The following is a 19,200-nucleotide window of genomic DNA, read 5'->3' as shown; positions in this document are numbered from 1 at the left end:
GTTCGCTTTTATTAGGCTGAAGAAGGTCTGGTGAAAGTGAACGTGAAAGTTGGATTTCATCAAAACTACGGAGGTATTAGAAATGAATAAACAAGCAAAATTCGGAACTTACGCTGCCCACCAACCAAACTATGAAGCGTTCAGAGAGAACGGAAAACTTGATGATTATGCATATCAGTCACTGGTTCACATGCAGAACGCCTCACATCAGCTTTCTTGGGCATTGACTGTCTTAGATCATGCCAATATTCCTGTGGAACTGCTTGAAGAGGTACGGTTAGCTGTAGTCAAAACATCTGGTACATTTGGGGACTTACAAGAAAAGCTGCGAGCTTATAAAAAATAATAAGGGAGAAACACAACAATGAAGAATTGTGACCATATTAATTGCGATTTGCAAGCAACATACACGGGACATATCTATGGACGTGTAAGTGGTTCTGATGACAAAGATAGTTTCATTCCTGTAAATGCCTGTGATACTCATAGTGAGGATGATGGTTTCTATCCTGATAAACCTTTGAGTGAAACTGAATAACAACACAGTACTGAGGAGGCGATTATAAGTGGATATTGAAAAATTTACTGAAATACTCGATGAGAAGATATTCGAGATTGCGAAAGAGTTGCGTGATGAGTTTGGGTTATCAAATTTGATCATTAATCAGGATTCAACTTACTCTACAGGTCAAATCACAATCAGTTTGACTGAGAAATAAAATCTAAGTGAAATTTGAATTTCATTAAAAAATACATATTAAAGGAGATATAAATATGGAATTTAAGAAATATCAACATCTCGAAAGATTTGGAACACAGGAAGTTGATGGAATTGAGCTTGGTGAGTGTTTGGTTTTCCCCAAGGTCGATGGTACAAATGGATCAATCTGGCTTGACAATGGAGTTGTAAAAGCTGGTAGTCGAAATAGAGAGTTGAGTGTTGATAAGGACAATGCAGGTTTCTACTCTTACATCCTGTCAAATTCAAAATTTAAGAGCTATCTTGAGAAACATCCCACTCATAGACTTTACGGTGAATTTCTTGTACCTCACACGTTAAAAACGTATCGAGATGATGCATGGAGAAAGTTTTACATCTTTGATGTGGTAATTGATAAAGACGAGGATGGTGTAGAGTATATCCCATATAGCATCTACCAAGATTTGCTTGAAGAATTTGATTTAGAGTATGTCCCACCACTCTGCACCATCAAAAACGGTAGCTATGATAACTTTATTAAATCACTTGAGGCAAACAATTTCTTGATTAAAGACGGCGCTGGTAACGGTGAAGGTGTGGTATTGAAGAATTATGACTTCTACAACAAATACAAGCGACAAACTTGGGCTAAAATTGTCACTTCTGAATTCAAAGAGAAACATCATAAAGCAATGGGATCACCTGTTATTGAAGCAAAAGAAATCGTTGAGCAGCAGATTGTAGATGACTATTGCACTGAAGCTTTTATTGAGAAAGAATATGCAAAAATTGTGAATGACAATGAGGGATGGAAAAGTAAGATGATCCCAATGTTGCTTGGACGAGTTTATTCTGAATTGGTTAAGGAAGAGATTTGGAACATTCTCAAGCAATATAAAAATCCAAAAATTGATTTTAAGACACTACATGCACTCGTAGTGAGAAAGATTAAACAAACCAAACCAGTGATTTTTGGGTAAATATGAAAATCATAAAGAGAGTGAGATAATATGACAGAGTTTATCTACGAGACTAAGGACGGAAAGTATTCATTTGAAGATACAGGAAGTTGGATATCGGTTTGGAGAAACGGTAAAGAATGGGGTGTGCCTCAGATGGATGGTGCACTTCGAGCAGTAATTATGGATTTAAAAGAGCTAAAATCAGAAAATGCAAGGCTTCGTGGGAATGTGATTAGTGGAGAATTACATAGTCACATTCAAGAATTGATAGACGAAAGTTAAGTGAGAAAGGATTTTTCAAATGAGAGCTGACAATGATTTTCTTGTAGCAATGGCTAATAAGCTTAATGAAATTGCTGAAAAGACTAATGACATTGAAACCGAAAATGAACTAGATGAGCTTGTGCAAGTAATTATTAATTCAATGGGACGATAAACGATAGAGTTGAGGTGGGACACAAGATGAACAGCCCTAAATTATTGGAAGTCGGAGACGTTGTTGAGTTGAAGATTGGTCAGAAAGTCTACTACAAACCAAAAGAAAAATCATACACATCAGATGTAAAGGTTAGTGAACAAAATTATGAAGAACTGGTCAGAGAATATGTCGTCGTAAAGACTGAGTTTTCTGGTGGTGGCTATGGACATGGAATGAATGACTATTATCCTAATGGTCACAAGGTATACTGTAGAAAATTAAACAATCAACGGTGGGATGCGAATGAGATTGAAGTCAATTTCTATCAAACAGGAAGCTTCACGGCTATGATTCAAGATATTGTCCCAATTAGAAAAATGAATATGAGCTTTAGTTGATCAAAGAAGAGTTTGATTAAGAAAGGGGATAAACTAAATGAAAAAAGCAATTATTAAGAAAGATTTTCTAGGATTATTTCTTTATGATCATGAGATAGAAGATGGGCAAGTTGAAGTTGACTATGAATGTTTGGCTGAATTTGATGAAGGGACAGAAGTAGAAATACTTAAAGAAATTCCTATTGGTGAATTCGCATTAAGCCAAAAGAGCTATGTAATCCTAAATCCAATTAGCAATGAAAGTATCACAGTAGCCGAGTCGTTCTTAGAGTTGATTGATTGAATCTAAACGAAAATATACTTTTACCTACAAAAGGAGAGGATATAAATGTTAATTGCTGGGTTCTTGATTGTCTATGCACTAATTTCAATTCCATGTATTCCTTGGCTAGGCCATATCTCTATGTCTCAAAGTAGCACTAAGAGCTGTGGTTGGGGAAACTATGAGAAATTTAAAGAAAATTGGAACAAATACGAATGGAAGCCACTAAGGTCTTATCCGAAGAGTTTCGAAAATGAAGAAGCAAAGTGCTACTTTCATGCAAATATTATTAAGTTTGAAGATAAAGGAATGAAGATTCGTGATCCAATTAGTTACTGGCTAGTGAAAAGATACGTTAAAAAACTACATAGGTTGCCAAGTGTTAAGTGGTAAAAAATCAAACTAAAGGAGAAATACATATGAGCGAAATGAAGTATTACAAAATTAAACGAGGAACAAACTATGATCAAGCAGTAAAGAAACACTTTGAACTCAATAATCAATGGAAGCAAGTGTATGGAAAATTGAGTGAAACATTGGGTGAGACAATTACAAAAATGGTGCAACATCCGAAATTCCTGACTATCGATCCAACTGAACTTACTAAAGATGAGAACAAGAAAGCGTTCAAGAAAGATGGAAGTTTGAAAGGCAACTCTAAGAAAGCAAAAGAGATTGGTGAAAAATACAAGCAAATTATCGAAGAATGCGGTCTTGCTGATTATGAGAATTTGGGAACCATTAACTTTATCTATGGTGTGATGAGATATCAAGGAGAGACACTTAAGACTTTTAGAACAAGTGAATTTGATTTATATTATAAGGCTGATTTTGATATCGATGAACGATCTAAGCGGTCAAATGGTGGAGAAAGTCTGGTGGGAGAAATTACAGAAGTGGAGTATACAGAGAAATATCTTGAAGAAATCAAGAAAAAAGACCAAGCTGCTTAATACATATAAGGAGGAATATAAATGAAAAAAATTGGATTGTTTGCTGGTGGAACGCTATTGAGTGTTTATCCCAATGAACCAGATTATCAAAAAGAAGCACTTGAGGACTGTAAGTTTGCAACCGAGGAAAGTGGAGTAATGCACGAAATTATGTTAATTGATGAAGAAGATATTAAATCTGGAAAGTTTAAATGAAACTGCTCTTTCACTAACTTAAGGGGGTGAACAATGTGACTAAAAATTACATTACAGAAACAATAACAAAAGAAGTCTCGAAACATATCAGTTCAACTTGCAATAAGTGTGGAGTAGAAAAGGAATTTGAGCAAGTAGATGATTACATTTTCAATAATTACTCTCATAGAATAAACGTAGAATTTGAAGAAGGAAGCATTTATGAGAATCAAAGATGGGCTTTTGATCTATGTGAAGAATGTTTAGTGGCTTTGGTTAGAACTTTTAGTGAAGCTCCAGAGGGGATTCAAGCAAATAAATATCCCAGAGAATCATTTGAGCATTTTAAGTTGACTGGAGAGTTTGATGAATTCTCAGGATACAGTGAGAGCGAGAAAGAAGAAGTATTAAATAAAAGAAAAGAATATCTAGCAAAACAACAAGCCTTCATTGATAGATTTAAATGTTAAAAATTCTGCAACGAGGAGTGATTGATATGAAGAAACCAAATATTCAAATCATCAACAAACGTACAGGATTGACAGACAAATGGTTAACTTTTGAATACATCAGTGACAATATCACATTACCTGAAAAATTCAAAATAGTAATTCAATAATCCGTCAAAAGGAGTGATTTTGCCATAGCATGGAAACAAAAGCAACCAAAAATTCCCTTTGAACCATACGATAATACATATTCAAAATTAGCCAAGATAAACGGGATTGAGAATATTGATGAGTTCCTTAACCCACTCTCCAACGTCGTGCACAGTCCATATCTATTGAAGAATATTGAAGTGGTTGGATTGAGGATTAAACATGCACTAGAGAATAATGAAGTTATCACATTTTCAGGTGATCCAGATTTGGACGGTGTGACTTCTCTTGTTATTTTATACAAATATCTAAAAAATTTCACTGACAACTTAAACTATGTTTGTAATGAGAGATCTGAAGGTCACACTATTGATAAATTGATTAAGAATATACCCGAAGATACTAAACTGTTTATTGCACTAGATAGTTCCTCCAACGATACAGAGTCAATGATGCATTTGACTGAAAGAGGAATAGATTGTTTGATTGTCGATCATCACACAATTACGAACGAAAATCCTTTTGCTACAATCGTGAATCCACAGCAAGTTGATTGTGGATACCCAAACAAAAACGCTTGTGGAGGACTTTTAACTTTTAAGCTGTGTCAGGTGCTTGATGATCTGATGAAAGTATCCCATTCAATTGAATTAAGCGATTTACCGGGCTTCTCACTTATGGCAGATATGATGTCGATGATGGAAATGGAAAATAGATATTACGCTAAATTGTCACTGAGGGGATTGCGACATGAGGGCCTAAAACAGCTATTTGAGGCAATGAATTCAGATGTAAAAAATCTTACCTCAACAGACTTCTTGTATGGCGCTAGTCCAGCAGTAACAGCAGCGACGAGAGCAGACAATATCAAGTTAGCAATTGATTTTATGATGTGCGATAAAGCAAATTCAGAAACTAAAGGCTATGTAAAAGAACTAATCAAATTAAATGAAAACCGTAAAGCAGTTCAAGCTGAAGCGCTCGAAGCTATGAAGACTGGGCTATGTATGACGGACAAGGTGATTATTGTTTTTGACCCAACTGTTGGTAGGGGGCGAAATGGTCTGGTGGCACAAGAGATTGCCAAAAAGTACAACAGGCCAGCGATTGTACTTGGATTTGGCGATAATGAAGACACATATTCGGGAAGCTTCAGGGGATTAGATGATTTTTCAATGCTAGATCTACTAAAGAGTTGTGAGAATGTGGTTTATGCCGCAGGGCATGATGGTGCAGGTGGTGTGGGTGTATCAATAACTCATCTTGAATTGCTTCGCCTTGAACTTAACTCTAAACTCCGAGATTTTGTACCTGATGAGACTCTGTATTACGACTTAGAGTTTAGCGCTGATAGCGTTAGTGAGAATCTAATTAACTATCTTACAGAGTTTTATCGATATTCAGGCAATAACTTCAAGCCCGGAACATTCTTAGTCAAAGACTTGTTCATCTCAGACAAGAAACTGATGGGTAAGACCAGTAACACAGTAAAGATTGATTGTGGAAAATTGCAATTGATGAAGTTTAAGACAGATGAAGAGTATTACGACCAAGTACCAGTATTCACAGAAGTTGAAGCTGTAGGTTCACTTAATATGAACGTTTGGACTCAGTATCGACCAAAGAAGAAAGTAATTAAGACATGCCAATTGTTCATTGAGGATTATAGAGAGATCAATTAAACACTAAAATAATACATATACGAATGGGGAAATATACATATGAAATTTTACGGAATTGCAACTACAAACAACAATCAAAGCGTGGTAATCGACAATTTGCCAGCAGACTATCTTGGTGCAGTTAATGCAGCAAAACAACAGGCAGCTAAAAAAGGTTACACATTCCAATACGTCAAGCCAGCAGAAAATGGTCGGAAGGAAGGATCTGTGTTGACTAAATTCAAGAAACTACGTACTCAACGCAAATCTATTAAACGGTAATATACATGGGCAAACCATTTGTAAATTTAGAAGGTAAAAAATTAGGTGAACTTACAATTCTAAAAAGAGTGTATCCAAAGACGAAGCAAACATGTGCTCATTGGTTATGTAAGTGTAATTGCGGAAAGAAATTTATATCTCAATCAGGTGCTTTAATTGGGGGACATACCAAGAGATGCGTTAAATGCAGGCAAGGATTAAGAAGAAAATGTGACAACAAAAGAATACTTAACACTTGGAATCACATGATTCAGCGATGTTACACCATGAAGGCTACTCACTACAATGACTATGGTGGAAGAGGGATCAAGGTGTGTGACGAATGGAGAAATAGCCCCCAAGAATTTGAAAAGTGGGCGATGTCCAATGGATATAGTGATGTACTCACTATTGACAGGATTAATGTTGATGGAAATTACGAACCAGATAATTGTAGATGGGTTGACCAAAAGACTCAGGCGAATAACAAGAGAAATAATAGATATGTAGAATACGAAGGAATAAGAAAAACAATTAAACAATGGTCGGAAGAATTGGGGGTTAGTGAATATCGCATTAGATATCGAATGAATCAAGGAATTACCGATCCAAAGATTATATTGTCAAAAAATAAACTATATAGATTAAAACCATATCTAGACAATACAGAGAGTTAGGAGGAGATTAATTTGAAAGTGCGTATAAAAATAAGTAAGCATGCTAAGCTACGCTGTGAGCAAAGTAATATTGGAGTAGGATATCTCATTAAGATGATATCCTCCATTCCAAATGTACAAGGAAAATTAAGATGGATGACTGAAAAAGGTGTAATTGTAATTGAAAGAGTGAATGAAGGATTGATCTTGATACGCACATTCATTGCTCGATTTAAGTATAGAGGTAAGAGATACCGTAAAGGGTGTATGACTTTTTAATACATAGATAGGTGATCAATTGGACAATGAAGCACAAGAATTTATTTTTGGTAGAGTCGTATTTAGTAGACCAGTAGCTTATGAAAGACCGGAATTTGTAGTCAGATATATAGAGAGACATAAAGAGTATGACAGGATGAACAAGTTTTATGATTTGAGAGATAGACTAATTGAAAGACGAATCAGAGGAATTAAAAACTATTGATGTATCAAGATTTGTAAATCAGATATCTATGTAAATGAACTGTTTGATCAAAACCTACAAGGAAGTGAATATATTGAATTTTATTATCTATATTAATGAAGAATTCGAAGACGAAAAAGCGCTATTTGATTTGGATGAGAATAAAGTTCTATTGCAAGGAGATCAATATCATAATGGAATAGGAAGTCGCATTGCTGGTTACTTGGAAGCATTAGATGATTTTAATGTGTATTCAGATGGTGCTGATAAAGAATGGATTAACAAAGATCACGAACACTTCAAATTAGTTGGATTTTATTCTGAGTAAAATACAAGATTTATTAAAAATGAAAGGAGAATTCAAGTGTATTATTTACGCAAAGAACCAGAAGAAAGGGTTATCCCTGAGATTATCAAAACTGATGATACAGTAATCCCCGAAAGAAAGTTTATGAGTGATGATAGAGCTATCTACAAACACCATGATTTTTCACGTTTTTATCGAGGCACATTTAAAGGGATAACTGAAAAACATCAAGGCATGAAGGTATACCAATGCAAGACGCTCAAAAGAATCATTGAATTGAGAGAAAGCATGTATCAATACTGTGGAGAATATTTTGATGCTTATGATGAGAATGGTAAGGTTGCAATTTAAATATTTAAAAAGTGGCTTCACAGAGAAGGGGGATGAGTAGATGAACGAATTGGTTTCGCACATAAACAAAGTAATTATTTCTACAAGGGAGTCTGGATTGATTATTGGAGAAGCATTTAAAAGTATCCTGAAGAGATTAAATGAAGGAGGTAAGTAAATGTATCCTGAGTTGAGCTACCTAGATATTACGAAGAAGCTTGAAGTTCTACGAACAAAGCAGCGGCAAACCAATATTGAGATTGCATCTTTAGAAGAAATGAAAAGTCGAAAATTATCTGAAGCATTTTATAACTGGAACTTGTATCAAAGTAGAAAGAAAGATATTCACGATCCTTATCCAACTGTTCGCTTCTAGAAAGGAGACATACATATATGGAAGAATTGATTGAGAAGATCAGAGAAGAAATAGAACTGTCAATTAATTACTACAAGGACACAGATCCAATTGGTCATGATGGTGAAATTCTTGGTCTACAGGAAGCATTAGATATTATTCACGACCAATATGAAATTAGCAAACTATACACAGGGGAGAATTAAGTATGTTGATTATTGATCTAGAGAACGGAGAAGAATTATTTACGGAAGTAGATGAGGCTGTAGAATTTTGCGAGAAAGAGTTTGGTTATAAAGGTTTTATCTGGGATGCAATTAAACGCAAGTGTAATCTAAATCAACTTTGTGAATTACTTCGTGAAGATGAGATTTGTGCTTGGATTCATCCATAAAAAAATTAGGAGTGATTTAATTATATGATGATTTTTCTGTCTATCTTATTCTTTGTGATTAACTTGAGTACAATTTTTAGAGGCCCACTCTTTTCAGAAACAAGTCGTAAATTAAAACTACTTGGGATTGAGCAAATACAAAGTAATGAATCAATTGAAAAAAGAAATGAAGCCTACCTAAAAGCAGGCTGTCTGCCTTTGATTGGAGCTTTAACTTATATCATTTTTGAGATTACCTTTCTTGTGAATGCATTCAATTATGATCTTTCTAAGTGTCCAACTTTGTTCATCGTAATGATCTTAGCTTTGTCTTTCGTTGTTGGGTTTTCCAAGAAAAACATCAATAAGATGAATAAGGAAGAACTGTCCGCTGCAAAATTTAAAATATTGAACACTAAAAAAGTAACTTTTAAAAGTATTATTAGAGGCTTGATTTGGACTACATACTACGGCTATATGACTTACATTTTAGTATTTTAAGTGAAAGATATATTTCTTTGAGAAAGGAGTGTTGAAATGCTAATCAGTAAGATTGAATTTGTACATGTTAAAGAAAATACATTTTTACCATCAGAGGAAACCGTTGTATTGAGTTTGAATGGAGTTAATATATTCGAGCATTCCAATCTTGACAGTCGACACTATGAAGAAGTGTTTATGATTTTTATGAATGAGGGACTATATGGTGACTTGGCAAACAAGTTTGATGAGTTGCGTATTAAATATAATACACTAGAGATTCGGTTATTTATTGAAGAGGTTAAAGTGCATACTCTCTATGGAGAAATATCTAGTATAGGACAAGAAATTGGAGTAGACAAACCATTAAAAGTATCTATTTGTCTAGACAAAGAGAAGTGTAATGAAGTTATCCCGATTTATTATAGTAGAAGAAAGTGAAAGTGAGATTTCACAGAGAATAGGAGGATTGTATTGAATATAAATGTAGATTTTATGCTTTTGGCAAAATTAAAATGCATTGATTCACTGACAATTTATGGGAGAAATCCTGATGGCAGTCCAGATCATTGCTTTAAAGAGGGAAGGGAATATCTTTTCTGTTTTGATACAAAAAAGGGTGAATTATTTACATATAACGATGTGAAAGAAATGCACTTTTTTAGTTTTAGTGATTACTTCACAGATAAACATTTTTCTGTGATTGAGATAAACAAAATGGAGAATTTCGGATTAGACCAGTTTGACTTGGCTAGGTATAGGAGGATGTTTAAAGACAAAGGTAGTTATTCTGAATAAGTCAGTGAAAGGCGTATTTCAATTAGAAAGGAGAACGATCAATGTCTTTTTTTGAACAAGTCAAATATCATGAGAAAGAAGCTAAAAGATATCGCGAATTAGCTGAAAATGAAAATGAATCCAAGAAACAGATTAGTATTGGTGTATACATTTTTGACAAAGAAGCGGGTAAAGTGGCAAGAGTAAGTGGATTAGAAAAAGGATCTATAGATTTTTCGGCTGACTATTTAGATGAAAGCTACAGCAGGGACTATCAATTCGTAGTTAATAATTGGAGACTGGCAACAGTTGATGAGATTGATTGTGCGCTGGAAAATGAAAATCTTAGTATGAAATAACTAGAAAGGAATGATGAGAAATAAAAACGAACATATTTGTACCACAGAAAATTAGGGTTGGATTCCAAAACAGAGAAAATACATACACGAAAACATTGGCTTACGTTACTTACTATGATGTAAAAGGAAAGGTCAGAAAAGAGACCTCATGGGAGAATTGGCGTGATAAGAAAATTGATCCTGTTGACCACGATAACATCCCAACGTCAGACTTTGTACTGAATAAGAAAGTTGGAGATTATGTATCTGACTGGAATCATCGTCAAGCATATGTACGTGTTTATGATCCAAGAGGTTTTGAGTTTGAGATTACAATTGAGAATTTGTTATACATTTTGGAGAATGCTAACTCAATCAAAGGTAAGGGATTAGAGGGTCAATTCATTTATGGATGGGACGGTAAAGACCTTGTGCTACTTCCAGTGGATTCCCCAGATTATAAAGAGATTAGTACATTCAATAAAATATTGCATAGCAAGAACTTTGTTAAGTCAAAAGATTTGTCTGTTGGTGGGACATATAAATCTAAGGACAATAAAGAGTGGATCTATATGGGAAGATTTGATTTAAAAGATACTAAATCAGAGAGAGTCGAAGAGGAGAGAAAGTCGAACGATTACTGGAATAGAACGAATTACAGTTATATTTATCATAAAATTTCTAAGGGGAAATACTACTTTTTTGTACGTGAAGGCGAATATAGCTGGGATATTAAATCTCTCAAGCTACTTACGATTAAATCGTTGGGCGATAGATTTATTGAATGCGTTTCTAGTGAATGTGCGTCTGAATATTCCGAGCATTTCGATTGGCTAGAAAGACAGACAGAATATTCTCACCGAGATGAATCTAGGGATGAGTGGATTAACTATTCTTTAGATGAGCTTGTAGAACGAGTGAGTACAACTAAGTTCACAGAAAGTCGATGGGGAAGTAGATTTGACATCTACAAAGCCCCTGAAATTAGGGAAGAACTTCGCTACGATGTAAAGACCAATCAATTCTATAAAGAAGGTAAATGGGATAAAGATAAGAATGAGTATGAAAAACTTTATGTAGGTAATGTATTGGATGTATTTAATCTATATGAGCCAGTTTACAAAAACGAATATTTAGAAAATGGAAAAATTTTTAGGAGGGTTAAATAAAATGGCAAACTTGAATGACAGTAAGATTCTTGAACTGAAAAAGCAGATTGAAGAGAAGAAGAAATCAGTAGGTAAATCTAAGAAGTTCTCTCCAGTGACTAACTGCTCTATTGAACTGGATGGAGTTCGAATTAACATCCAAACCCTAACAAAAGAACATATCATTGCACTGTTGATCAGACTTAATTCATATGCAGCATCTGCAAAAGAATTAAGTCTACTTGAGCAGTATGTTATCAGCGGATATGGAATTAACGACTGGATTGATGACCTGAAGTCTAAACTTGATTTCATCAACAGGAAAGATGAGGAACATAAACTGAAGATTATGGAAGCTAAGTTAGATAAGCTGCTATCTGAAGATAAGAAAGTAGAGCTTGAACTCGATGAAATTTCAAAAATGTTGAATACTTAAAAGCATTGACGCATAAGGGTTTTTAGAAGTAAAAATGTATGTGAAAGTCAAATTTTATAAAGAAAAGAGGATATTAAATGAGCATTGCTGTCTGTATAGACAATGGTCACACATGGAGGAGCAGTCTTAGTTTGAACAAGCTTTATGAAATATTGCACTCACATAAAGATAAATATGCCAAATATGACGTTGTTGATATTGTTTGTGATGATGGGAAAATAAGAACATATAGAGCCAACAGATTTGATATTCAAACAACTCAGTAAAATGCACATTTGACAGAGAGGTGAAGGAAATTTGAGTGAATTATATTTGTATAATGTAAGCTGCGGTACATGGGATATAGATTACGAAGATTATTACGTGGTATCAGATCAAAAATATTCTACCGAAGAGTTCGAATCGATGTGCAAAAAGATTATCGAAGAAAAGCAAAGAGTGAATAGTCCAAAAGACTTGAGTTTGCTATTGGCTCAAAAATATGGATTCTTTGTACCCTCAACTATAACTGATTTTCATCTTAAAGATTTTTCACAGAAGCAAATTGAAAAAGAAAAGGAACTCAAGAAAGTAAGAAGATTGGCACAAGAATATGCTAATAAACCGAAGAATTATTTTATGTACACAATGGATGAGTTATCGGAAGAGCTCCAAAAAGCGGACATGGGCAAATTCAAATGCTTCATGTTGGAAACTGTAGATGTTGGCGACTTTTATTGTTATGAAGATCATCAATACGTCACGACCGAATTTCTGATTAGAACTAATAAAAGCATATTAGACCCCAATACTATTGCTAAGGAGCTATTTGATGGTGCAAAAATGTACCCTGTAATTGATACATACATGAATGGAGAAATCTATAAGGTAGCTCTTAATTCAAACTTTGGTAACTACCATGTAGAGCAACGTGGAGTGTTAATCGAACAAATACAGTGAAATATACCTTTTAAATAGAATTATATAAATTTAATCATAAATACATCAAAGGAGATGGGCAATATAGCTACATACGGACAACAAGTTTGGGGATCGTCGGATATTAATAACCAAGTAACTATTACTTCAAGTAACAATGCTTTTACTTTTAGTGTAGATGGTACTGCATATACGATTACTTTGCCCAATGGCACATATAAAGCAATTAGAGAAAAGCACGAATCGGAACTAGTACAAGCAATTACTTCAGCAGCATCTTCACTGAGTATTCCTGTGCAATTTAAGCTTGGTGGTATGCACTATGACCAGAAATACAATGTACTAATTATTGAACATACTGATAAAGACAATGAGCATATGCTGGATAATTTTACTGGTAGTGCAAATAGCACTTTGTTTGGTACGATTAAGTTCAATCTTCCTCCACGTTAATTTAAAGAATAAAAATACATATTGACTATTATTGTATTTTGAATTAAACTGATTATACAACAACAAAGAAGAGGTGTTGAAGATGGATAGAAATAATCGGCTTCAAGTATCGTTAGAAAAATTAAACAAAAGTTTAGAAGCTTTGAATATGACTATTGATCGACAACATCTCGCTCAAAAGGCTGATGACATTGATCAGTCAGTTAAAGAGTTCTTTGAAGTAAAGACTTTCTTAGCAATGCAAAAAATGAAAAAGAACGATAAGGGGTGGAAAAGTAATTCAACTAAATGAGGCAACGCTGAGTTTGTCTAGAGTGCTGATCGAATGCTTTAAAGATGACATTGGCACAGATAATGAGCACTTATTGCATGAAGACAAGTACATTAGTAAAACGATGAAAAAGAAAAAAGGAAAAAAGCAATTCGATGAGTTTGATAAGTATGGTGAAGAGGTGTGGAGTAATGCTTGGAATGAGTTTAGTCGAGTAGTATTCCACACCAGAGTTAGTGAGTGATTACAATACATAGAAGGTGAAAAAATGTATTCTAAATATGGATGGCGAATTGAGAAACATTGTTAGGACAGAGGAACCTTTCTTATTGGTATGAACTTCAACACCAATAATGAGTGGGGCGATAATGAAAGAGAGTCATACGTCAATATATATCTTGGTAGATACAGTTTAACTATTGGTAAATTGCATTATAGAGTTGATTGAGTTCTGTGACGATTATTTCAAGGAGGTGATGATAGTGCAGTTTAATGTAATTCTAGAACGAGATTATGGAGAGCAAACAGAAGACCTTGACTTTTGGGTAAATGTAGACGAGGAAGATTGCTATGAAATGGCAGGAGAAAATCCAGTCACAATTAGCGAGATGAAGAAAGTAGCAGTGGAATATGCTATGGGACGATTCTTCAAACAAAACTACGTATTCGATGTTGGAGATATGATTAGAGTTGTAAGTGTTGAATAGAAATACGTTTATACAATACATATTATTATAATAAAATAATTCTTTTACAAAGATAGAGACATTTGAAAGTGAGGATTTTAATGCCCCGACTAGTAAACAAACCAAATAACAGACAACTAGCTTTTGATGAAAATAGAATTAATACATATGCAGATAGAGTGATGAGTGGATTTGAATTAGACAAGGCAAAATTAGTCAAAGGTGTTAATAGCAAACTAAGACGTGATGAAGTAACGGCGGAAGAGATTAGTGAAGCTTTCTCGATGACAGCTCTAGACTTGATCACGAAAGAAGAACCAGACTGGAAGTTTGTTGCTGCAAGAGGACTACTGACAAAGCTCTACAAAAAGGCCGCAAACAATCGAAAATATAAGTCATATGTTGAAGAGCCATACGGTTCGTTTTATCCTCTGATTCAAACTCTGGTAGATAAAGGGATCTTCAGGGAAGAACTACTCTCTTTCTATACAAAGGAACAAATTGAAGAGCTAGGTGAATACATAAATCCAGAACATGATTTACTGTTCGATTACATTGGACTACTTACTCTAACAGAGCGATACTTGACACATGATTTCGATGGGAAACTAATGGAACTGCCACAACAGAGATATATGGTTATCGCAATGTACTTGATGCACAAAGAACCTGAAGACAAACGTATGGATCTAGTTAAAGAAGCTTATTGGGCTATGAGTAATCTATATATGACTGCTGCTACACCTACACTATCCAATGCTGGCAAAAAGGTTGCTGGTCAATTGTCTAGTTGTTTTATTGATACAGTGGATGATTCATTAGAGGGTATTTTTGACTCTAATACAGATGTGGCACGATTAAGCAAAACAGGCGGAGGAATTGGAGTTTATCTAGGCAAAGTTCGAGCTAGAGGATCTGATATTCGTGGTCACAAAAACACCAGTTCAGGAGTAGTACCATGGATTCGACAGTTGAATAATACTGCTGTGAGTGTTGACCAAATAGGAACCCGTAAAGGTGCTGTAGCGGTTTACTTAGATGTTTTCCATCGTGACATTTTAGCGTTTCTCGACTTGAAACTTAACAACGGTGATGAACGAATGAGAGCACATGATATTTTCCATGGAGTGTGCTTACCTGACTTGTTTATGGAGAGAGTGGAAAGTCGTGGAGAATGGAGTCTGTTCTGCCCGCATGAAACGAAGTCAATTATGGGATGGAAAGATAACAATGGGCGACCACTTGGATTGGAAGATTTCTATGATGAACAGCTTGGTAAAGGAAGCTTCAGAGAAAAGTATGAAGAAGCGGTAAATCATCCGTTATTACAAAGAATAACTGTTCAGGCAATTGATATCATGAAGCGCATTATGAAGTCACAATTGGAGACAGGTACACCATACATGTTCTACCGTGATACAGTGAATCGGGCAAATACCAATAATGTTCATGGAATGGTATATTCCTCGAATCTTTGTACGGAGATCATGCAAAATCAATCCCCAACGGTTGTTGAGTCGGAAGAGCTGGTAACCAAAGATGGTCAAACCCGTATTATTATTTCCAAAGTTCCCGGTGACTTTGTAGTATGCAACCTCAACTCAATCAACTTATCAAAAGCAGTACCACAAAATGTTCTTGAGAGACTTATTCCAATTCAAACTCGTATGCTGGACAACGTTATCGACATCAACAATATCGATGTGTTGCAAGCTCAATATACAAATGCACAATATAGGGCGATTGGATTGGGAACGTTTGGGCTTCATCATTTACTTGCCCTTGAGGGAATTCGTTGGGAATCGGAAGAAGCGGTAACATATAATGATAATCTATATGAAAAAATCAACTACCTGCTTGTAAAGGCCAGTATGGAGTTGTCCAAGGAAAAAGGACATTACCCGAAATTCAAAGGTTCGGATTGGGAAACCGGAACGTACTTTGATAAGCGGGAATATGTTTCAGGGAATCGAGAAGGTAAATACATTACGACTGAACAATGGATAGAGTTACAAGCAGATGTAAGAGAGAATGGCATTCGTAATGCGTGGTTATTTGCTATTGCTCCAAATGGCTCAACATCTATTATTGCAGGCTCAACAGCCACTATTGATCCATTGTATGAATTGATTTCTTATGAAGAGAAGACTACATATAAAGTCGCAAATCCCGCACCTGATTTGAACGCGAAAACCATGTGGTACTATAAAACAGCTTTTAACGTTGATCAGCATTCGAGTATAAGAATGGCTGGAGCAAGAGCAAGGCATGTTGATCAAGGCCAAAGTTTTAATCTGTACGTTAGACCAGATATTAAAGCAACTGATTTTTTGGATCTGCATTTATCTGTGTGGAAAGAAGGAATTAAGTCTAGTTATTATATCAGAAGTCAAGCTTTAACTATTGAAGAATGTGAATCATGTAGCAGCTAACAAAGGAGAAAATTAAATTTGAAAATTCAGAAAATCTTCAACACAGAAGCACCAAATAAATCCACACGTATTATTGAGGGGGAAAATTCGGGTATCCTTAACTGGAACGATATCCGAATGCCCCACATGTATAAACTATACAAAGTATTATTACTCAATCATTGGATCGCAGACGAGATTCCCATGTCTAAAGACGCTTCCCAATTTACTCAACTTAGTAAAGTTGAACAGGACACATTCAAAATTAACATTTCACTACTTGCAGTATTGGACTCAATGCAAACAATGTTTGTTGGTGATGTAAAACGTTACTTTACTGATTCTTCGCTTGAAGCAATATCTGCAATCATTGGGCAGCAAGAAGTAGTACATAATCAGTCTTATTCATATGTGCTTTCTTCAATTGTATCTGATCAAGAACAGAAAGAAATCTTTGAGTATTGGAAACATGATCCCGTATTGCTTGAGCGGAACCAATTCATTTCAGATATTTATCAGGAATTCCGTGACAACCCTAATCCACAAACGTTCTTTAAGTCAATGGTTGCCGATTTGATTCTGGAAGGTATCTTCTTCTATAGTACATTTGCTTTCTTCTATAACTTAGCTCGTGATCAGAAAATGATGGCGACAAGTCAGATGGTCTCTTACATACAAAGAGATGAGAATCAGCATTGCTACTTCTTCGCTGAAGTGTATAAACAATTGCTGGTGGACTTTCCTGAACTGAACACACCCGAGAACATGGAATATGTCTATAATACGATTGAACAAGCAGTTAAACTTGAAACAAATTGGGGTTTTTATACTCTCAAAGACGTTCAGAGTATTGATCTGGATGAGTTGAGCGATTATATCAAGTACACTGCGAATAAACGTCTGAAGTTAATGGGCATGGAGAAGTTATATGAAGGTGTAGATGTGAATTGCATGCCGTGGATTAAGCCATTTTCAGATGAAGCTTTGAATTCTACTAAAACAGATTTCTTCGAAGCTAAATCACGTAACTATGGTAAGGTTGGCGATGATAACGGGTTTGATGATTTGTAAAAAGGGAGATAGGGACATAAAAATGACAAACAAAAAACCGCTACAAATTAAGGTAAAATACTTTACTGACATTGAACCAATTGAAAAAATCTCGAAGGGAGACTGGATCGACCTACGAGCAGCCGAAGATGTTGAATTAAAAGCAGGAGAAAGTAGGATGATCCCACTCGGCGTTGGAATGAAACTTCCCAATGGATATGAAGCTAATCCAGTACCAAGGAGTAGTACTTTTAAAAATTTTGGTATTATTCAAACTAATCATTTCGGTGTAATTGACAATTCATACTCTGGAGATGATGATCAGTGGCATTTTCCTGCATACGCTATACGTGATACACGTATCTATAAAAATGATCGTATCTGTCAGTTTAGAATTCAAGAGGTAATGCCAGAGGTAGAGCTTGTAACAGTTGATCGTTTAGATGATGTTTCTCGTGGTGGATTTGGAAGCACAGGAGTAAATTAATACATATGGGCGGTGGTTAATCCACTGCCTTTTAATTTGATATTATAAGGAGGTAAATAATGAACATTAAACTCATTGCCCACACACAACTTTCTCATGAATTCTATGATACAATTGCAGACGACATTAAAGACCTTCTGGACAGTGATATAATCAAGGATAGTCAAGTTGTTGCCTTGACTGCTATTCGTACATGCTACAGTCCAAATAAACCTTCAGAGATTGTCGATATCGAAGGAGAAAAGTATTTTAAAAGTAAAGCTAGTGATGGGAAAGGTGGAACAGAAGCCGATAGATTGTTTAGACACATTACTGGCTCAGGTCACACCTCCACTCTAGAACACATCAGTTATACTTTTTCTGTAGAGGGGGTCAGCAGAGCACTACTGGCACAACTAACTCGTCACCGTCATCTCTCTTTTAGTGTTCAAAGTCAACGCTATGTACGAATGGGATCAGACGACAAGATTGGTGGATTTGAATTTGTTAGTCCTCCAAGTCTAAACGGAAAAGTGTATCCATCAAACAACGAACAAGATTATTATGAGAACTGCCCGGCTACTGCTTTATATGAGGAAGCAATGTTAGATGCTCAATGTGCCTATGATCGATTGAGAGAGGCAGGAATTCCAGCAGAGGATGCCAGAATGGTGTTGCCTAATGCAGCAACTACAAATGTTGTATTGACGGGCAATCTACGCACATTCCTTGAATTTTACAAGAAGCGTAAGCATGGGAAAGGGGCGCAATGGGAAGTTGCAGATTTAGCTGAGGGAATTAAGGAATCAATCTTATCAGTAGATTCATGGGTGAATAAATATTTTGAATAATAAGAATAATTATATGTACAAACTAAATAACATGTGATATGAT

At 35.3% G+C, this 19,200-nt stretch carries 37 protein-coding genes; all 37 read left to right on the top strand.

The window, feature by feature from the left end:
• Positions 1 to 82 precede the first annotated feature (82 nt).
• The 37 genes from ACFVQB_RS14245 to thyX all read left to right on the top strand — a co-directional run bounded on the left by ACFVQB_RS14245 (position 83) and on the right by thyX (position 19,157).
• Entirely contained in the window at positions 83 to 346 is a 264-nt protein-coding gene (locus ACFVQB_RS14245; protein WP_379440018.1) for a hypothetical protein, read from the top strand.
• Between the two features lie 18 nt (positions 347 to 364).
• Positions 365 to 538 (top strand): hypothetical protein, encoded by a 174-nt coding sequence (locus ACFVQB_RS14240; RefSeq protein WP_379440015.1) that lies wholly within the window; start codon positions 365 to 367, stop codon positions 536 to 538.
• A gap of 28 nt (positions 539 to 566) precedes the next feature.
• Positions 567 to 719, top strand: a complete 153-nt coding sequence (locus ACFVQB_RS14235) for a hypothetical protein (protein WP_379440013.1) — start codon at positions 567 to 569, stop codon at positions 717 to 719.
• Positions 720 to 774: 55 nt separating this feature from the next.
• The gene (locus tag ACFVQB_RS14230; RefSeq protein WP_379440010.1) at positions 775 to 1,680 is read left to right on the top strand and encodes an RNA ligase family protein; all 906 of its coding nucleotides are present in this window, start codon (positions 775 to 777) and stop codon (positions 1,678 to 1,680) included.
• A gap of 30 nt (positions 1,681 to 1,710) precedes the next feature.
• Positions 1,711 to 1,944 carry a hypothetical protein gene (locus ACFVQB_RS14225; protein WP_379440008.1) on the top strand — a complete coding sequence of 78 codons (234 nt, stop codon included), beginning with the start codon at positions 1,711 to 1,713 and terminating at the stop codon, positions 1,942 to 1,944.
• Between the two features lie 19 nt (positions 1,945 to 1,963).
• The gene (locus ACFVQB_RS14220) at positions 1,964 to 2,098 is read left to right on the top strand and encodes a hypothetical protein (RefSeq protein WP_379440005.1); all 135 of its coding nucleotides are present in this window, start codon (positions 1,964 to 1,966) and stop codon (positions 2,096 to 2,098) included.
• A 26-nt stretch (positions 2,099 to 2,124) separates the two neighbouring features.
• On the top strand, positions 2,125 to 2,478 hold the full coding sequence (locus ACFVQB_RS14215) for a hypothetical protein (RefSeq protein WP_379440003.1): 354 nt from the start codon (positions 2,125 to 2,127) through the stop codon (positions 2,476 to 2,478).
• Positions 2,479 to 2,515: 37 nt separating this feature from the next.
• Positions 2,516 to 2,761: a hypothetical protein gene (locus tag ACFVQB_RS14210; RefSeq protein WP_379440000.1), complete on the top strand. Its 246-nt coding sequence runs from the start codon at positions 2,516 to 2,518 to the stop codon at positions 2,759 to 2,761.
• Between the two features lie 45 nt (positions 2,762 to 2,806).
• Positions 2,807 to 3,133, top strand: a complete 327-nt coding sequence (locus ACFVQB_RS14205; RefSeq protein ID WP_379439998.1) for a hypothetical protein — start codon at positions 2,807 to 2,809, stop codon at positions 3,131 to 3,133.
• 26 nt (positions 3,134 to 3,159) lie between these two features.
• Complete coding sequence (locus ACFVQB_RS14200) at positions 3,160 to 3,693, top strand: hypothetical protein (protein WP_379439995.1); 534 nt, start codon at positions 3,160 to 3,162, stop codon at positions 3,691 to 3,693.
• A gap of 21 nt (positions 3,694 to 3,714) precedes the next feature.
• Positions 3,715 to 3,888, top strand: a complete 174-nt coding sequence (locus ACFVQB_RS14195) for a hypothetical protein (protein WP_379439993.1) — start codon at positions 3,715 to 3,717, stop codon at positions 3,886 to 3,888.
• Between the two features lie 35 nt (positions 3,889 to 3,923).
• A complete protein-coding gene (locus ACFVQB_RS14190) occupies positions 3,924 to 4,337 on the top strand; it encodes a hypothetical protein (protein WP_379439990.1) in 414 nt (137 codons plus the stop codon).
• 26 nt (positions 4,338 to 4,363) lie between these two features.
• Positions 4,364 to 4,486 (top strand): hypothetical protein, encoded by a 123-nt coding sequence (locus tag ACFVQB_RS14185; RefSeq protein WP_379439988.1) that lies wholly within the window; start codon positions 4,364 to 4,366, stop codon positions 4,484 to 4,486.
• 165 nt (positions 4,487 to 4,651) lie between these two features.
• Positions 4,652 to 6,148, top strand: coding sequence for a DHH family phosphoesterase (locus ACFVQB_RS14180; RefSeq protein ID WP_379439985.1), 1,497 nt, complete (start codon positions 4,652 to 4,654; stop codon positions 6,146 to 6,148).
• A 39-nt stretch (positions 6,149 to 6,187) separates the two neighbouring features.
• Positions 6,188 to 6,409: a hypothetical protein gene (locus ACFVQB_RS14175; RefSeq protein WP_379439982.1), complete on the top strand. Its 222-nt coding sequence runs from the start codon at positions 6,188 to 6,190 to the stop codon at positions 6,407 to 6,409.
• Positions 6,410 to 6,414: 5 nt separating this feature from the next.
• Complete coding sequence (locus ACFVQB_RS14170) at positions 6,415 to 7,065, top strand: hypothetical protein (RefSeq protein WP_379439980.1); 651 nt, start codon at positions 6,415 to 6,417, stop codon at positions 7,063 to 7,065.
• 12 nt (positions 7,066 to 7,077) lie between these two features.
• A complete protein-coding gene (locus ACFVQB_RS14165) occupies positions 7,078 to 7,323 on the top strand; it encodes a hypothetical protein (protein ID WP_379439977.1) in 246 nt (81 codons plus the stop codon).
• Positions 7,324 to 7,601: 278 nt separating this feature from the next.
• Complete coding sequence (locus ACFVQB_RS14160) at positions 7,602 to 7,835, top strand: hypothetical protein (protein ID WP_379439975.1); 234 nt, start codon at positions 7,602 to 7,604, stop codon at positions 7,833 to 7,835.
• Between the two features lie 36 nt (positions 7,836 to 7,871).
• Complete coding sequence (locus ACFVQB_RS14155) at positions 7,872 to 8,165, top strand: hypothetical protein (protein ID WP_379439973.1); 294 nt, start codon at positions 7,872 to 7,874, stop codon at positions 8,163 to 8,165.
• A 157-nt stretch (positions 8,166 to 8,322) separates the two neighbouring features.
• Entirely contained in the window at positions 8,323 to 8,520 is a 198-nt protein-coding gene (locus ACFVQB_RS14150; RefSeq protein WP_379439971.1) for a hypothetical protein, read from the top strand.
• Between the two features lie 17 nt (positions 8,521 to 8,537).
• Positions 8,538 to 8,705 carry a hypothetical protein gene (locus ACFVQB_RS14145; RefSeq protein WP_379439969.1) on the top strand — a complete coding sequence of 56 codons (168 nt, stop codon included), beginning with the start codon at positions 8,538 to 8,540 and terminating at the stop codon, positions 8,703 to 8,705.
• Between the two features lie 2 nt (positions 8,706 to 8,707).
• Complete coding sequence (locus ACFVQB_RS14140; protein ID WP_379439967.1) at positions 8,708 to 8,893, top strand: hypothetical protein; 186 nt, start codon at positions 8,708 to 8,710, stop codon at positions 8,891 to 8,893.
• Between the two features lie 24 nt (positions 8,894 to 8,917).
• Positions 8,918 to 9,373, top strand: coding sequence for a hypothetical protein (locus ACFVQB_RS14135; RefSeq protein WP_379439964.1), 456 nt, complete (start codon positions 8,918 to 8,920; stop codon positions 9,371 to 9,373).
• A gap of 36 nt (positions 9,374 to 9,409) precedes the next feature.
• The gene (locus ACFVQB_RS14130) at positions 9,410 to 9,793 is read left to right on the top strand and encodes a hypothetical protein (protein WP_379439961.1); all 384 of its coding nucleotides are present in this window, start codon (positions 9,410 to 9,412) and stop codon (positions 9,791 to 9,793) included.
• A gap of 33 nt (positions 9,794 to 9,826) precedes the next feature.
• Entirely contained in the window at positions 9,827 to 10,150 is a 324-nt protein-coding gene (locus tag ACFVQB_RS14125; RefSeq protein WP_379439959.1) for a hypothetical protein, read from the top strand.
• Positions 10,151 to 10,191: 41 nt separating this feature from the next.
• Positions 10,192 to 10,488, top strand: a complete 297-nt coding sequence (locus ACFVQB_RS14120) for a hypothetical protein (protein WP_379439956.1) — start codon at positions 10,192 to 10,194, stop codon at positions 10,486 to 10,488.
• 95 nt (positions 10,489 to 10,583) lie between these two features.
• A complete protein-coding gene (locus tag ACFVQB_RS14115; RefSeq protein WP_379439953.1) occupies positions 10,584 to 11,636 on the top strand; it encodes a hypothetical protein in 1,053 nt (350 codons plus the stop codon).
• A 1-nt stretch (position 11,637) separates the two neighbouring features.
• On the top strand, positions 11,638 to 12,051 hold the full coding sequence (locus ACFVQB_RS14110) for a hypothetical protein (RefSeq protein WP_379439950.1): 414 nt from the start codon (positions 11,638 to 11,640) through the stop codon (positions 12,049 to 12,051).
• Between the two features lie 297 nt (positions 12,052 to 12,348).
• On the top strand, positions 12,349 to 12,990 hold the full coding sequence (locus ACFVQB_RS14105) for a hypothetical protein (RefSeq protein WP_379439947.1): 642 nt from the start codon (positions 12,349 to 12,351) through the stop codon (positions 12,988 to 12,990).
• 54 nt (positions 12,991 to 13,044) lie between these two features.
• Positions 13,045 to 13,422 (top strand): hypothetical protein, encoded by a 378-nt coding sequence (locus ACFVQB_RS14100; RefSeq protein WP_379439944.1) that lies wholly within the window; start codon positions 13,045 to 13,047, stop codon positions 13,420 to 13,422.
• Between the two features lie 82 nt (positions 13,423 to 13,504).
• Positions 13,505 to 13,714 carry a hypothetical protein gene (locus ACFVQB_RS14095; protein WP_379439941.1) on the top strand — a complete coding sequence of 70 codons (210 nt, stop codon included), beginning with the start codon at positions 13,505 to 13,507 and terminating at the stop codon, positions 13,712 to 13,714.
• A gap of 13 nt (positions 13,715 to 13,727) precedes the next feature.
• Positions 13,728 to 13,937 carry a hypothetical protein gene (locus ACFVQB_RS14090; RefSeq protein WP_379439939.1) on the top strand — a complete coding sequence of 70 codons (210 nt, stop codon included), beginning with the start codon at positions 13,728 to 13,730 and terminating at the stop codon, positions 13,935 to 13,937.
• Between the two features lie 238 nt (positions 13,938 to 14,175).
• Positions 14,176 to 14,400 carry a hypothetical protein gene (locus tag ACFVQB_RS14085; RefSeq protein WP_379439936.1) on the top strand — a complete coding sequence of 75 codons (225 nt, stop codon included), beginning with the start codon at positions 14,176 to 14,178 and terminating at the stop codon, positions 14,398 to 14,400.
• 80 nt (positions 14,401 to 14,480) lie between these two features.
• Positions 14,481 to 16,811 (top strand): ribonucleoside-diphosphate reductase subunit alpha, encoded by a 2,331-nt coding sequence (locus ACFVQB_RS14080; RefSeq protein WP_379439933.1) that lies wholly within the window; start codon positions 14,481 to 14,483, stop codon positions 16,809 to 16,811.
• An 18-nt stretch (positions 16,812 to 16,829) separates the two neighbouring features.
• Positions 16,830 to 17,861: a ribonucleotide-diphosphate reductase subunit beta gene (locus ACFVQB_RS14075; protein WP_379439930.1), complete on the top strand. Its 1,032-nt coding sequence runs from the start codon at positions 16,830 to 16,832 to the stop codon at positions 17,859 to 17,861.
• A gap of 22 nt (positions 17,862 to 17,883) precedes the next feature.
• Positions 17,884 to 18,327, top strand: a complete 444-nt coding sequence (locus tag ACFVQB_RS14070; protein WP_379439928.1) for a dUTP diphosphatase — start codon at positions 17,884 to 17,886, stop codon at positions 18,325 to 18,327.
• Between the two features lie 59 nt (positions 18,328 to 18,386).
• Positions 18,387 to 19,157, top strand: a complete 771-nt coding sequence (gene thyX, locus ACFVQB_RS14065) for an FAD-dependent thymidylate synthase (protein WP_379439925.1) — start codon at positions 18,387 to 18,389, stop codon at positions 19,155 to 19,157.
• The last annotated feature ends 43 nt before the right edge of the window (positions 19,158 to 19,200 follow it).

This window comes from Paenibacillus sp. NPDC057886 (genome assembly GCF_042796655.1).
Taxonomy (GTDB): Bacteria; Bacillota; Bacilli; order Paenibacillales; family Paenibacillaceae; genus Paenibacillus.
Note: the sequence above shows the minus strand (reverse complement) of the source record. Positions and strands in the feature narration are given on the sequence as shown.